Annotated in this window: 12 protein-coding genes; 6 read left to right on the top strand and 6 right to left on the bottom strand. The window is 68.0% G+C overall.

Annotation, left to right across the window (positions count from 1 at the left end):
• Window positions 1–1,680, top strand: a 1,680-nt coding sequence (locus tag DB30_RS38465; protein ID WP_205633167.1) for a hypothetical protein, incomplete at its 5' end; no start/stop codon positions are given.
• A gap of 146 nt (window positions 1,681–1,826) precedes the next feature.
• Complete coding sequence (locus DB30_RS38470) at window positions 1,827–3,146, top strand: hypothetical protein (protein WP_052558807.1); 1,320 nt, start codon at window positions 1,827–1,829, stop codon at window positions 3,144–3,146.
• 702 nt (window positions 3,147–3,848) lie between these two features.
• On the opposite strand, the gene trxA is transcribed toward DB30_RS38470, so the two are convergent.
• Entirely contained in the window at window positions 3,849–4,175 is a 327-nt protein-coding gene (gene trxA / locus DB30_RS38475; RefSeq protein ID WP_146662558.1) for a thioredoxin, read from the bottom strand.
• A 205-nt stretch (window positions 4,176–4,380) separates the two neighbouring features.
• On the opposite strand from trxA, the gene DB30_RS38480 reads away from it, so the two are divergent.
• Window positions 4,381–6,750, top strand: a complete 2,370-nt coding sequence (locus DB30_RS38480) for an ATP-binding protein (protein WP_052558809.1) — start codon at window positions 4,381–4,383, stop codon at window positions 6,748–6,750.
• A gap of 26 nt (window positions 6,751–6,776) precedes the next feature.
• Entirely contained in the window at window positions 6,777–7,757 is a 981-nt protein-coding gene (locus DB30_RS38485) for a response regulator (RefSeq protein ID WP_052558811.1), read from the top strand.
• Between the two features lie 8 nt (window positions 7,758–7,765).
• Here the strand turns inward: DB30_RS38485 and DB30_RS38490 are convergent, their stop codons facing one another.
• From DB30_RS38490 to glsA, 3 genes are all read right to left on the bottom strand, one after another.
• Window positions 7,766–8,113 carry a hypothetical protein gene (locus DB30_RS38490; RefSeq protein ID WP_240480426.1) on the bottom strand — a complete coding sequence of 116 codons (348 nt, stop codon included), beginning with the start codon at window positions 8,111–8,113 and terminating at the stop codon, window positions 7,766–7,768.
• A 161-nt stretch (window positions 8,114–8,274) separates the two neighbouring features.
• Complete coding sequence (locus DB30_RS38495) at window positions 8,275–8,628, bottom strand: hypothetical protein (protein WP_146662560.1); 354 nt, start codon at window positions 8,626–8,628, stop codon at window positions 8,275–8,277.
• 30 nt (window positions 8,629–8,658) lie between these two features.
• On the bottom strand, window positions 8,659–10,146 hold the full coding sequence (glsA, locus tag DB30_RS38500) for a glutaminase A (protein ID WP_146662562.1): 1,488 nt from the start codon (window positions 10,144–10,146) through the stop codon (window positions 8,659–8,661).
• 264 nt (window positions 10,147–10,410) lie between these two features.
• Here glsA and DB30_RS38505 point away from each other — a divergent pair, with 264 nt between their 5' ends.
• Window positions 10,411–11,484 (top strand): hypothetical protein, encoded by a 1,074-nt coding sequence (locus DB30_RS38505; RefSeq protein ID WP_052558819.1) that lies wholly within the window; start codon window positions 10,411–10,413, stop codon window positions 11,482–11,484.
• A gap of 58 nt (window positions 11,485–11,542) precedes the next feature.
• On the opposite strand, the gene DB30_RS38510 is transcribed toward DB30_RS38505, so the two are convergent.
• Complete coding sequence (locus tag DB30_RS38510; RefSeq protein ID WP_052558821.1) at window positions 11,543–12,115, bottom strand: hypothetical protein; 573 nt, start codon at window positions 12,113–12,115, stop codon at window positions 11,543–11,545.
• Between the two features lie 132 nt (window positions 12,116–12,247).
• Here DB30_RS38510 and DB30_RS38515 point away from each other — a divergent pair, with 132 nt between their 5' ends.
• A complete protein-coding gene (locus DB30_RS38515; RefSeq protein ID WP_052558824.1) occupies window positions 12,248–13,366 on the top strand; it encodes a hypothetical protein in 1,119 nt (372 codons plus the stop codon).
• Window positions 13,367–13,377: 11 nt separating this feature from the next.
• Here the strand turns inward: DB30_RS38515 and DB30_RS38520 are convergent.
• A partial coding sequence (locus tag DB30_RS38520) for a hypothetical protein (RefSeq protein WP_165704146.1) occupies window positions 13,378–13,727 on the bottom strand: 350 nt, incomplete at its 5' end.

A 13,727-nucleotide genomic window follows, 5' to 3' on the forward strand; every position in this document is an offset into this window, starting at 1 on the left:
TCGCTCGCGCTCGCGCTCGCGCTGGTCCTGCTCGCGCGCGCGCTCGGTCGCGTGGTCGTGGATGTCCCGGCGTCGGTCTGGGCCCTGCCCTTCGTCGGGCTCGCGCTCACGAGTGCGCGGCGCAACCTGGCGGCGACCACCTTGCTGACTGCGCTCGCGCTGCTGGCGGGGCTGGCCGGAGCCCGCTACGAGCTCGCCGGGGAGCAGTCGCGCGGCAAGGTCCACTCGGGCCCGATCATCGGCGTGCACCCGCGCCAGGCGATCGCCGTGCGGATCGACGGCTTCGGCCCCCACGACATCGTGGTCGACGACTTCGTCGATCCGCCCGAAGGGCTTGGCTACGATCCTGCGCGCTGGGCCGAGCGCCTCGAGCTCGAGCTCCACACCATCGCCGCCGTCCACTACGCCGATGGGCCCGCGCGGGCTCGCCAAGCGTACGCGCAGGCCGAGGTCCGGGTCATCGACGCGATCGTGCCGCCGGCCGAGCTGCCAGCCTACCCCTCGCTGCTCGGGGTCGAGGTCCGCTCGGGTACCGCTGGGGACGGATCCCGCGTCGAGTTTGGCTGCCCCGGCCAACCGCAGGACCCGCGCGGATGGTTCGAGACCAGCCGCGCGTGTCCCCGCAAGTACCTGGTCGACGGATCGACGGGGCTGGGCTTGTCGCCGCGCTGGCCCGGGTACACCGCGTTCGTCGGGCGCGACCGCCTGCGCGTGGCCCGGTGGATCGGCCAGCCCACGGGCGACCGCCACGCCGAGCGACGCTCGCTCGCGATCGAGTCGGGCGTGTGGCTGCTGCTCGTCGTGCTGGGTGGCTGGTTGGTCGCGCGTCGCTGGGGAGCCCGGGCGTCGGCCACGACCGAGGCCGCGGCGACGCTCGCCGCCGTCGCGTTGCTCGGGGCCTCGCTGGTGGCGTCGAGCAGCTCGGGGACGGCTCCGGGCGCCTCGGATGCAGGTGGGTTGTCGCTGTTGGCGATCGCCCTGGTGTTGCTGCCGGGCTGGCGGACCCAAGCGCGGAAGGGATCTCGTGAGGTCGGAGGCGCGCGGGTGCTGGCGCTGGGGGTCGCCGCCTCGCTGCTGATCCTGACAGCCTCCCCGCTGGCCGGACACGGCGACGCGCTGGGCCTGCTCGACGCGCTCGCCGAGCAGCTCGCCCGGGGCGAGCTCATGAGCTGGGAGTCGAGCCGGGCGCTGGCTGGGAGCGTGAGCGTGCTGGCCCTCGGGGCGGGCGTGGGGATCTGCGTGCACGCGCTCCTCGAACCCAAGCCGAGCCGGACTTCTCCAGATGGACCGCCCGCGGGCCCAGATCGACCGACCGCGGGCGCGTCCAGTGAGCGTCGACACGCGCGTGAGCGGGTGCTGCTGGGCCTCGTGCTCGTGCTCGTGCTCGTGCTCAGCCTGCGTAAGCCAGGCGAGGACGTCGCGTTGCTGCACGGTGCGGGGGCCGTGCTCATCGCCGCGAACGTGCGGCTGCGCAGTCGCGCAGCCCAACTCGCCGTCGCCCTCGGCTGCGCGGTCGCGGCTGCGATCCCCCTGTTCATCCCCTTCCTCCCCTTCATCCCGAGCACGACGATCTCCGGCCCCGCGGTGCTGGTCCCGCTCGCCCTCGCGTCCCTCGCCTGCGTGGGTCTGGGGCTTGGCGACGGATTCAGGGCGCGCGCCGACCCACAGCCAGCAAAGTGAACCCATGGGCCAAGTTCGGTTGAGCCAGATCGAGCAGCCCGTTATCATCCCGCCCCACAGGTCGGTACCCGCGCCTTCTTCGAGCGCCGCCGACCCCCTCGCCCCAGCCCGCGTCAGGCTTGGGGCGGACCGAGAGGTCCCCGCCGATGAAGCGCCCTAGCTCCCGACCCACCCTCCTCGCTCGCCGCTTCGCCGGCACCACCGACGGCTCGCCCGCCCGCGCTGCGAACAAGTTCAGCGTCGCGCTGGGTGTCTCGATCGGACTCGTGTTCGCGCCGCTGCCCGTCCTGGCGGCGCCACCGAAGGACGCCGCTCCCGCGGACGCGCCCGCGGCCGAAGCCACCGTTGGCGGCAACGTAGCGATCTTGAAGTTCACTGGCGACGACTACAAAGCCAACGACTTCCGCGGTCGGATCCAAGCCGCGCTGGCGGACCAGGGCTACACGGCCGCGTTCATCAAGCCATCGCTCGAGGACGCAGCCAAGAAGAACAAGTGCAAGCCGACCGACGCGAGCTGCCTCGACAAGATCGGCGCCTACCTCAACAAGAACACCACCAACACGTACAACTACTTTGCGTGGGCGGTGGTCCCGGCGGATGGCGTCGCCACCGTGGTCATCTACGACATCGCCAACAAGAAGAAGGCCGTCGAGATATCAATGACCAGCTCGGCGCAGGACTACATCCTGCCGGAGGTCGTTGGCGGCGCGGTCGCCCGGCGCTTGGCGCAGACCCAGGTCCCCGCCGCCGCTGCCACCGAAGAAGAGCTCGAGATCCTCGCCACCCTCGACGAGCCCGAGGAGACCCCGGAAGAGATCGCCGCCCGCGAGGCCGACCTGATCAAAGCGATGGACCAGGCCTCGCTCGACTACAACGCGGGCGTCGACGTTGGTGAGCAGACCGTCGACCTCGAGCGCGACTTCAAGGAGTTCTGTCGGAACGGCCCCCGCGAGGACAAAGAAGTCGAGGGCGACGACGGCGAGGTCAGCAAAGAGCGCGACCTTCGGCCCGCGTGCAAGCGCGGCCCCGTGTTTGGCTACTGGCAGCCGCGAGCGTGGGTCGCCCTGACCCTCACGCTGGGCTCCGCCGCGACCATGGGCACCATGTACGGCCTGGCCGCATCCTCGCGCGGCAAGTGGAAGACCGCAAAAAACAACCTCGACGCCGCCGGCCTGTCCTCGGAAGACCCCACCGCGACCTGCGACGCCGACGGTGCGTGCTACGCCGACCTCGCCGGAGAAGTCAGCGCCGCGACCGGCCAGATCCGCAACCGGGCGATCATCGGGGACGTGTTTCTGGGCGCGACGGTCCTGCTCACCGGCGTCCTGGCGATCATCATCTACCAGGATCGCCAAGCCGCGAAGAGCTTCATCTCCCGCGAGAAAGAGCTCAAAGCGCTCAGCAACCTGCGCCTCGCCCCCGTCTTCGGCGAGACCCAAGGCGCCGCCCTCACGCTAGATTTTTGACCCCCACAGCCGCCTTCGCACTGCGCGGCTTTCTTTTACCCCCACAGCCGATTTCGCACTGCGCGGTCACTCGCTCCGCTCGCTCCCAACGGGCTGGCTGTCCGCAGCCGCATGTGTGGCCCCCTAGAAGGGGGCTCTTGCTTTCTTTTACCCCCACAGCCGCCTTCGCACTGCGCGGTCACTCGCTTCGCTCGCTCCCAACGGGCTAGCTGTCCGCAGGGGTATGTGTGGCCCCCTAGAAGGGGGCTCTCGTCTGGGCACCTACGGCCACCGCACGGCGCTCCATCCTTCGCTCCCTTTCAACGGACGCTAGCGAAGTGCGAAGCCGCCTGTACGGGCTGTTCTAGACGAGAATGGGGCGCCTGCTGAGCGCCATCTGACGCTCCATCCTTCGCTTGCTCAATGGAAGCTGCGAAGTGCGAAGTCGCGTCAACGGAGTCGAGACAAGGATGGAGCGCCGTGCGGTGGCCGAAGGTGTCCAGACGAGAGCCCCCTTCTAGGGGGCCACACATGCGGCTGCGGACAGCCGGCCCGTTGGGAGCGAGCGAAGCGAGTGACCGCGTAGTGCGAAGGCGGCTGTGGGGGTAAAAGAAAGCAAGAGCCCCCTTCTAGGGGGCCACACATGCGCCTGCGGACAAACGGCCCGTTGGGAGCGAGCGAAGCGAGTGACCGCGTAGTGCCAAACTGGCTGTGGGGGTCTAATTACAGCCCCTTGGAGATGAACTCGCGGAGCTTGCGGGGGCCGGGGTTGCCGACCATCGTGTCCACCAGCTGCCCGTCCTTGAACTTCAACAGCGTCGGCAGCTTGAGCACCTTGTACTGGGTTGGCGTGGCCTGGTTGTCCTCGACGTTGAGCTTGACGATCTTGACCTGGCCGGTCAGTTCGTCCTGGATCTTCTCGAGGTGCGGGACCATGGCCTTGCACGGCGCACACCAGGTCGCCCAGAAGTCGACGATCACGGGGGTGGACGATTTGAGGACGTCAGCGTCAAAACCGGCGTCGGAGGTAGTGGAGATTGAGTTGGACATGATGGTTGTGTCGATGGCCAGCGAGCGGCGTGGGCCTGGGCTTGGACTATCGGATCCGAGGCGGCCCGGGGCAACCCAGCGTGACATGCGCATCGGACTGGGTGCTGCCTGCTGGTGTTCGCTGTTCGACGCCGCAGGTTTCCTCATCTGAGATGGGCGACCACCGCCGGTTCCTGCGTTACCGTGGGCAGGGTCCAAGTCACGCGTGAACGTCAAACGAACCAGCTCGTTCAAGTTCACCGGTGAGCTGCTTCGCGCCACCGGCGAACCCGAGCGACCCCACGCGCAGATCCTTCGTGGGCTCGTGATCCCGTCGGCCGTGCTCGACGCGTCGGGGATCGTGCTCGCGGCCAACCGCTCGATGGCCGAGCTGCTCCGCATGGATCGCCTGCAGATCGAAGGCGAGCCGCTGCTCATGTGGATCCGGCGGCCCAACGAACGCGAGGCGTTTGGCCGCGAGTTTCTGGGCCTTCGCAAGCGCGCCCGCGGACAGGCCTTCACCCGCGACCTCGAGCTCGCGCCCTCGCTTGGACTCGCCCTTCGCTGTCGCGTGCGCGCGGCCAAGCTCGATCGCGATGAAGTGCTCGTCACCTGCGAGCGCTCGCAGGTCGCCGACGCCGAGACCGAGCTCGGGCGCGCCGTGACGCGCGCGCTCGATGGCTTGGATCAGGGCGTGCTGCTCGTCGACGGTGAAGGCCGCGTCGTGCATGCCAACCCCGCCGCGCAGGATCTGCTTGGCGACGCGATCGTCGGTCGCGGGCTGCTCGAGCTGGCCGAGCCGGCGTTCCTCGATCAGCTTGGCCGCGGCCTCGCGCTGTCGCGCGATGGCAGCTGGATCGGCGAGCTGGATCTCAAGCGCCTCGACGGCGAGACCGTCCCGGTCGAGCTCTCCCTCGCGGCCGGGAGCGGCGAAGGTGCGCCCGCGGTGGTCCTGTGCCGTGATCTTCGCGAGAGCCGCCGCCGGGCCTTCGAGGTGCAGATCACCGGCCAGTTCGACCGCGCGCTGGTGTCGTCGGCCGAGCCACGCGAGGCGATCCCCGCTGCTTGTCAGGCGCTCGCGACCGGGCTCGGGGCCCGGCGCGTGATCGTGCTGACCCGCCTGGGCGGCAACTGGGAGCGCTGGAACACCGCGCCCGACTGCTCACCGCGGTTTTCCACGCTCGAGTCCAACGTCGCGCCACCCCATGACTGGACCCGTGACGTCGGCGTCCGCCCCATCTATCTCGAACAGGCCGAAGCGCGCGCCGAGCTCGAGGCCCTGACCGGCGAGCTGCACCCGGCCGCCGAAGCGATCCGCGTGACCTTGCGTGCGACCGGCGGGGTCGTGGGCCACCTGATCTGCACCTTCGATCGCCGCTCTGCGTGGGGCGACGAAGAGCTCGGGCTCGTCACCCAGCTCGCGCCGCAGCTGGCGATGGGCCTGGCCAACGGGCTGCTCATGCTCGAGACCCGGGCGCTCGCGGCCTACCAGTCGCGGGTCCTGGATCAGACCGCCGTGCTGCTCAACTCGGTCGACGCCGAGGGTCGCGTCGTGACCTGGAACCGCGCCAGCGAGCGCTTGGTCGGGATCCCCAGCAGCGAGGCCAAGGGCCGGCTGTTCGGCGTCGAGATCGCCCAGGCCAAAGACATCGATCACTGGCGCGACATGTGGGAGACGCTGCTGCGCGACGGCGTGATGGCCCGCGAGATCATCCTGCTTGGCAGCGACGGCCGCGACATCCCCTTCCACCTCGAAGGCCGGGTGCTGCGCGACGGCAACGAGATCCGCGGGGCCGTGTTCGTTGGCTTGGATCTGCGGATCCGCAGGGCGCTCGAGAAGCAGGTGCTGCAGAGCCAAAAGATGGCCGCGGTCGGCTTGCTCGCGGCCGGCATCGCCCACGAGATCAACAACCCGCTGTCGGGCGTGGTCGGCTACTCGAAGCTGCTGCTCGAGCGCGACCTCTCGCCCAACATTCGCGAGAAGGTCGAGCGCATCGCCGCGAGCGGCGAGCGCTGCCGCAAGATCGTCGAGGGCGTGCTGTTGTTCTCGCGCTCGCAGCAGGGCGGCGAGCGGACCAAGATCGAGCTGGGCGATCTCGTCGACCGCGTCGTGCGGATCGGCGAGTACCAGTGGAAGATGCACAACGTGCGGATCCTGCGCGAGCCCGAGCGCCTCCCTGCCCCGCTGCTGGTCATGGCCGACTCGGATCAACTCGAGCAAGTGCTGCTCAACCTGCTGTCCAACGCGGTTGACGCGATGCCCCGGGGCGGCACCGTGCGTATCTCACTGGGCGAAGAGGCGGACGGCCAGGTCGGCTTCGCGGTCAGCGATGAGGGCCAGGGCATCCCCGAAGAGATCCGCGACAGCATCTTCGACCCGTTCTTCTCCACCAAAGAGATCGGCAAGGGCACCGGGTTGGGCCTGTCGATCTCCTACGGGATCGTGCGCGATCACGGGGGTGATATCCTGCTGGAGTCCCAGCCGGGCCGCGGCACCACCTTTCGCGTGATCCTGCCTCGAGACGGCAGCGTGAGCGACTCCTCGCCCGGACACGCCTCACCCAAGCCCAAAGCCGCCCCCAGCCGACCCAGCTGACCCAGCTGACCATTGGATCCAAGTTCATGAGCCGCGGACGTACACCACCAGTCAAGGACACCTACTCGACCCACGACGTCGCCAAGATCTGCTGCGTCACGCCAACCACGGTCATCCGCTGGATTGAAGACGGGCTGATCCCCGCGTTCAAGACCGTGGGCGGTCACCGACGGGTCCGTCGCGAAGATCTCGAGAAGGTCTGTCGCGAGCGCAACATCCCCTTCAACGTCCCGACCGGGACCGAGGTCGGGCGGATCCTGGTGATCGACGACGAGCCCGTCGTGCTCGAGCTCGTGCGCGACGTCGTCAAGGAGCTCAGCCAGAAGTTCGAGGTCGAGGTCGCCAAGGACGCCTTCGACGCTGGCCGCCTGGTCGTCTCGTTCCGGCCCCAAATGATCTTCTTGGATCTGATGATGCCCGGCGTCGACGGCTTCGAGGTCTGCGCGCGGCTCAAGAAAGACGCCGCGACGACCAACACAGAGGTGATTGCGATCACCGGCTACTACACCGAGGCAAACATGGAGCGGATCCTCAACGCGGGCGCCGCCGCCTGCCTGAAGAAGCCGCTGGACGTGACCGAGGTGCGCGCGCGGGTGATCGACGCCTTCAACCTCAAGGACGAAGAGGTCGACAAGCCAGGTCGCCCACAAGGCGCGACCAAGGTCCTGGTCGTGACCCAGAACGCGGACTTCCGCACCCGGCTGCGCGACGAGCTGAGCAACGCCAAGCCCCACGTGGAATTCCTGACGGCCCAGACCGGCGGCGACGCGATCCTGGTCGCCCAGACCAAGCCGCCGCACCACGTGATCGTCTCGCTGACGGTCCCCGACCTCGACAGCAGCGACGTGATCCGGCGGCTCGCCAACGGCGAGGAAAAGCCGCAGATCATCGCGGTCCACGACGCCCCGAGCGACGATGTCCGGGCCGCGGCCCGCGAGGCTGGGGCCCGGATGTGCCTGCCAACGGCCATGGTCAGCGGCACGATCCGCGAGCTGCTTGGCGTATAGGGCGCCCATCACTCAGCCCCGAGCACCGCGTGGGCGCGCATCGTCGTCAGCCGCAGCGCCAGCTCGAACAGCTTCTCGCGCCCGTCGGCGCCCGTCATCGTGAACAGCTCCCGGCACATGCGCTGGGCGGTGGCGGCGTCGACGTTGAAGTGCCGCGCGAGCGCGCCGAGCGGGCGGCCAAACAACAGCTGCTCGGCGAGGGCTTGCTCGCCCGCGTCGAGGTTGAAGGTCCAGGTCAAGCTGGCGACGAGGCCGCTCACAAAGGATCCGCGCGGGGTCGGCCCGTAGCTGGGCGGCGCGGCGGCGAACAGGGGGAGCTCGTAGGTGCTGGCGGCGACGGTCGTGGCGGCGTTCATCTGCATCCACTTTGACGCCCGACCCCGCGAACCGTCAGGGACGGCAGTGCCACAGGTGGGGGCAGAGCCGAACCGGCGGATGGGGCGATATGTAGGCCGTTTGGTGGGGGTCGAGACCAACCGTCACCGATTGTCACCGATCGCAACCGGGGGCGGATGGATCAGGGCTCGGGAGGCGACGGCGGCTTGCGGTTCCGTGCGCGGATCATGATCACCAAGACCATCACGCAGACCGGCAGCAACACCAGGAGAACCCAGGCCACGACGAGCCAGATCCAACGGGACTTTTTAGCGGTCTCGTGATCCGGGAGTTCGCTGTCCGATTCGGACAGCTGGGGGTCGTGCGCAACGCTGGGATCGCAGTCGCTCAGCCCGATCAGGACATCGTCGCGCGCGCCTTCGGCGTGGCACGACCACACCATGTCGGCGGGCGCCGTCACGCTGCGCGCGGCCAACCCACCCAGACAGGCGATGAACGAGATCGCGAGGACGATCGCGGCGAGTCGCTTTTGCACGAGCGCGACCATAGCACCCGCCGCGAGCGCTCAGCGATCCCGCAGCAGCTCGATCACGCGCTGGTGCCCCTCACGGGTCGCGTCGTCGAGGGGGGTGTTGCCGAACCGGTCGACCGGCCGCGGACTGATGCCGAGGTTGAGCAGGTACTCGACGACGTCGACGTGGCCCTCGGCGGCGGCCACGTGCAGGGCGGTCCGGCTGTCGAAGTTGCCGCGCTCGGGGTCGACGCCACGCGCGACGAGCTGCCGGATGCCCTCGAGATCGCCAAAGCTCGCGGCCCAGGTCACCTGCCCGGCGTCGTCGGCGAAGCCCTGCGCCCGGGTCAGGCGCGGGTCTTTCTTCTCGGACATGCCGGTCAGGTTGTCGAACGCGTGAAAGTTGTACGACTGGACCAGGCGCCGACAAAACTCGAGACCACGCACGCTGTTGCCGTGCTCGTCGAGCCGCGGGGACCAGCAACAAAACCCGAGCACGTTGGGGACCACGCCGATGATCGCACCCGACACGCCGCTCTTGGCCGGGAGCCCCACGGTGAACGCAAACTCGCCGGAGAAGTCGTACATGCCGCAGCTCGACATCAACGACAGGCAATTTTGCACGGTCGCGGGCTTGAATTGGCGCACGCCGCTGGTTGGACACACGCCCGCGTTGGCCAGCGTCGCCGCGATCACGGCCATGACCTCCGAGGTCGCCTCGACCGAGCAACACTGCAGATAGAACTCGAGGATCTCGATCAGCTGGGTGTCCGGCGGAAACGCCTTGTGCTCGCGCATCAGGTAGCCCAGCGCAAAATTCCGATCCGCGTTGCGCCGCTCCGAGAGGTACACCGAGTTCGAGAACCCGACCTTGCGACCGCCGGCGAGCTGACGAAAGCTGTCGAGCACGAACTCGAAGCGATCCGCGAGGTCGCGGCCGCGCTGCAGCAGCGCGCAGGCCATGATCGCGCCCGAGTTGATCATCGGGTTGTGCGGCTTGCCGTCGGAGTCGAGCGACAGCTCGTTGAACTCGCGCCCGCTCGGCTCGCGGCCAATGTAGCGGTGGACCTCCTCGACGCCGTGCTCCTCGAGCGCGAGGCTGTAGATGATCGGCTTGGCGCACGACTGCAGCGAGAACTCGACGTCGGCGTCGCCGATCGAGAACATCTGCCCGTCGGCCGTGCAGACCGTGACCGCGAACCGCTCGGGGTTCACGCGCGCGAGCTGGGGGATATAGGTTGGCACGTCGCCATCCCGGCGCTCGAGGCTGCGCTCATACAGCGCCCTGATCTCGGCCGTGAACGCCGGAAAGTCCGGGATCGTCAGGCGCCCCGCCAGCGCGCGCTCGATCAGCCCGCGGCAGGGGCCGATCACCGTCGAGAACGAGTCGAAGTCGATCGCGCGCGCGTCGGCGTCCTCGAGCGCACGAAACACCTCTTGCAGGCGCAGATCATCACGGCGGAGGCCGGTCTCGATCAGCCGCTCGAGCATGCTGGGCGCCCCAACCTGGTCGCGGCTGTCGGGCTCGAGCGAGTCGAACACGGCGCGGTCTCGGGTCGCTGGGTCGTCCGCCTCCCGCGTAGCCGGTGTCACACCCTCGCTCGTCCCTCGACCCGTCCTCACGCGCACAGCATAGGCCAATGCAGGCGCGGATGATCTGGGCGGACGGCTCGCGGCCGAGGCGACCTCAATTTCCCCCGCAGATCATGCGCTTCACGCAAACGACGCGGGCCCAGCAGGTGCGCCGTCCGCAGGCGTGCGAGAAGCCCTTGACCGCGGCCACGCGACGAACCTAAAGCCGCACCCATGTCCAAGCGCAACGTCCATATCATCGGGACAGGAACCATCGGCGAGCCGCTGATCGGGCTGTTCTCGGCCTTCCGGAACGCGTGGAACCTCGACGAGGTCAGCTTTCACAAGCGCACGCCCCTCGTCGACGAGCGGGCAAAGGTCGAGAGCATGGTCCGTCGCGGGGCCAAGCTGGTCGTCGACGCGGACAAGGTCGCAGAGTTCGAGGCGCTCGGACACAAGGTCACCCAGACCGCGGACGAGGCGATCGCCGACGCCAGCGTGGTCATCGACTGCACGCCGGTCGGCAACAAGCTCAAGCCTCGCTACGTCGAGGCGAGCGGCCCCAAGGTGTTCATGGCCCAGGGCAGCGAGTTCGGGTTTGGTCAGCAGTACGCGCGCGGGATCAACGACGCGGCCCTGAACCTCGACGAGCGCTTCGTGCAGATCGTGTCGTGCAACACCCACAACATCTGCGTGATGCTCAAGACCCTCGGCGAGCGCTTGGACGGGCCCAAGGCGGGCACCGTTGGCGTCGACTGGGCCCGGTTCTTGTGCATGCGGCGGGCCACGGACATCTCGCAGGCCACGGACTTCATCCCGGCCCCCGAGGTCGGCAAGCACGACGACGCCAAGTTTGGCACCCACCACGCCCGCGACGCGTGGCACCTGTTCAAGACGATCAACGAGGACCTCGATCTGTTCTCGAGCGCGGTCAAGCTGCCGACCCAGTACATGCACATCCTGCAGTTCACGATCGCGCTGAGCGAGCCAACCACCAAGGCAGCGCTCGTCGCCCGGCTCGCCGACAACCCGCGCGTGGCCCTGACCGAGAAGCGCTCGTCCGCGCTGGTGTTCTCGTTTGGCCGCGACCATGGGTTCTACGGCCGAATCCTCAACGAGACCGTGATCCCGCCCAAGTGCATTCACGTGTCCGATGACGGCCGCGTCGTCACGGGGTTTTGCTTCACGCCGCAAGACGGCAACTCGCTGCTGTCATCGATGGCGTGCGCGCTGTGGTACCTCGACGGCGAGGATCCGCGCGAGCGCCTGAAGGACACGCTCGAGCCCTACATGTTCAGCGAGATCTGAGCCGCCCGCCCCAGCTGGACGCCGCCCAGGCTGAAACAGCTCGCCCTCGTCAAGCCTCTCAGTCTGGCTCGACGAGGGCGAAGATCGCCCGGCGCACGCTCATCAGCTGCCTGAGCAGCGCCCGATCGCCCTTGAGCACGCCATACACGGACGCCTTGGCCTCGGCGACGATCAGCGTGACGAGCTTGGGCCCGAGCCCGAGCGCGGCGCCGGCCTCGTGGGCATCGGCGAGCTCGTCGTCCGAGAGCCCGTCGATCGCCGCGATCGCGATCATGCTCGAGAGCAGAAAACAGGCCTCGCGGCTGCGTGGCTCGGCGAGCTCACCGATGTCGGCGGGCGACAGCTCCGCGACCTCGAACGCCAGCACGTGTTGGGCCACCTCGTCGGGCAGCCCGTACTTGCGCATCAGCAGCTTGAGCCCGGTGATCTCGGCGTTGCTGAGCCCGTCGGCGGCCGACAAATACTTCGCGGCCTTGATCAGGTTGATCGAGTCCTCGAGCGCGATCGACTCACCATTGGACTCGATCGAGCGCGCGCGGACGTTGTCTCTCGCGTCGTCGATCGTCTGCTCGTCGAGCTCGCCCATCAGCTCTTGGGTGCTCTGGATGATCGGGTTGGTCGCCACGCTCATGACTGGACCCGCATCGTAGCAGCGATTTGGCGGGCGATCTTGGGGCGTCTTCTGCTCGCTATCACCGTCGCTTGACCTGGACGCGAGGTGGGGGCCACCATCTTGTCAGGAATTGCCCCGTTGGACCTTGTCATGACCAAGCCTACGTTGTTCGCGCTCATCTTGCCGTTGTCGCTGCTGCCCGCCTGTGGCGGCACTGAGGAGCGCGCGAGCTTCGGATCCAGCTCTGGGCTGACCTTCAACGAGAGCGCGAGCACCGACAACGGCATCGACACCAGCGACAGCAATTCCACGGATCCAAGCGCCGACACCGATCCCACCGACACCGATCCAACCGACAGCAGCGACGACGGCATCAAGCTCGACACGATCAACACCGAAGAGGGTCAGATGACCGCCGATGACGGCGGCGGCAGCGCGGGCTGCAAAGCGATCGACTTTCTGTTCGTGATCGATAACTCGGGCTCGATGGGCGACAACCAGCAGAACCTGATCGCCAGCTTCCCCGGCTTCATCGACAAGATCCAAGAGACGATCGTCGACGTCGACAGCTACCACATCATGGTCGCCAAGACCGATCAGTACTGGAACGACTGCCAGATCGAGTGCGCCTTCTTTCCGTTTCTCTGCCAGTTTGGCAACGTGAACGCCTGCAACGGCGCGCCCTCGGTCTGCGACGAGACGCTCGGCGCCGGCGTCAACTTTCCGATCGGCGACGACGCCAGCAATCAATATTGTGGTCTGACGGGCGGCCAGCGGTTCATCACGCCGCAAGAGCCGATCGACCAGCTCGCCCAGAAGTTCACGTGCATCGCCTCGGTCGGGACCGACGGCGACAGCAGCGAGATGCCGATGTCCTCGCTGACCCAAGCCGTGAGCCCGGCCCTCAACGGGCCCGGCGGCTGTAACTCGGGCTTCTTGCGCGACGACGCGGTGCTGGTGATCACGATCATCACCGACGAGGAAGACAACGACTCGCCGGGCAACCCACAAGGGTGGTTTCAGAACATCGTCGCGCAGAAGGCCGGCGACGGATCCGGCGTGGTCGTGCTCGGGCTCATCAACGACACCGACGCCGGCAACCCGGTGTGTCCGGTCGACTCGCAGGACCCCGCGAAGATCCGCGAGTTCATGGAGCTGTTCCCAAATCACATCGAGGGCTCGGTCTGCGAGGCCAACTACGCGCCCTTCTTCGAGCAGGCTGTGGATCTGATCAACACCACCTGCGACGAGTACGAGCCCGTCGGCTGAGCCGGCGAGCGCTATCGAATTCGCACGGTGTAGTTGTAGAAGCCGCCTTCCTGGGTTGCGGCGAACTCCAGCTGCTCGGCCTGGCGGCGGACGCAGCGGCCGAGCTTGGTCGAGGCCATGCCACCGATCACGCTCGCGGCCTGGACCGCCCCGGTTGGCGCCACCCGCACGGCGATCTTGATCGTCCTGCGCATCCGGCTGTCGACGCAGCGGCGCTGGACCCTGCGATACAGCTCGTCCTTGCGTGAGCGCAGCTGGGTGGTGCTCAGCTTGGTGCGCAGCGGTGGCTGGACCTGCGCGGGCTCGGGGGCTTCGAGCGCACGCTCGACGGCGTGCGCGCGCTGGGGGGCGTCGATCCGAG

Origin of the sequence: Enhygromyxa salina, from assembly GCF_000737335.2 — a bacterium.
Lineage (GTDB): Bacteria > Myxococcota_A > Polyangia > Nannocystales > Nannocystaceae > Plesiocystis > Plesiocystis salina_C.

Bases quoted from the DNA above. Each gene is read 5' to 3' on its own strand.
- DB30_RS38515 (WP_052558824.1), top strand. From the start codon at position 12,248: ATGACCAAGCCTACGTTGTTCGCGCTCATCTTGCCGTTGTCGCTGCTG.
- DB30_RS38510 (WP_052558821.1), bottom strand. From the start codon at position 12,115: ATGAGCGTGGCGACCAACCCGATCATCCAGAGCACCCAAGAGCTGATG.
- DB30_RS38470 (WP_052558807.1), top strand. From the start codon at position 1,827: ATGAAGCGCCCTAGCTCCCGACCCACCCTCCTCGCTCGCCGCTTCGCC.
- DB30_RS38505 (WP_052558819.1), top strand. From the start codon at position 10,411: ATGTCCAAGCGCAACGTCCATATCATCGGGACAGGAACCATCGGCGAG.
- trxA (WP_146662558.1), bottom strand. From the start codon at position 4,175: ATGTCCAACTCAATCTCCACTACCTCCGACGCCGGTTTTGACGCTGAC.
- DB30_RS38485 (WP_052558811.1), top strand. From the start codon at position 6,777: ATGAGCCGCGGACGTACACCACCAGTCAAGGACACCTACTCGACCCAC.
- DB30_RS38490 (WP_240480426.1), bottom strand. From the start codon at position 8,113: ATGAACGCCGCCACGACCGTCGCCGCCAGCACCTACGAGCTCCCCCTG.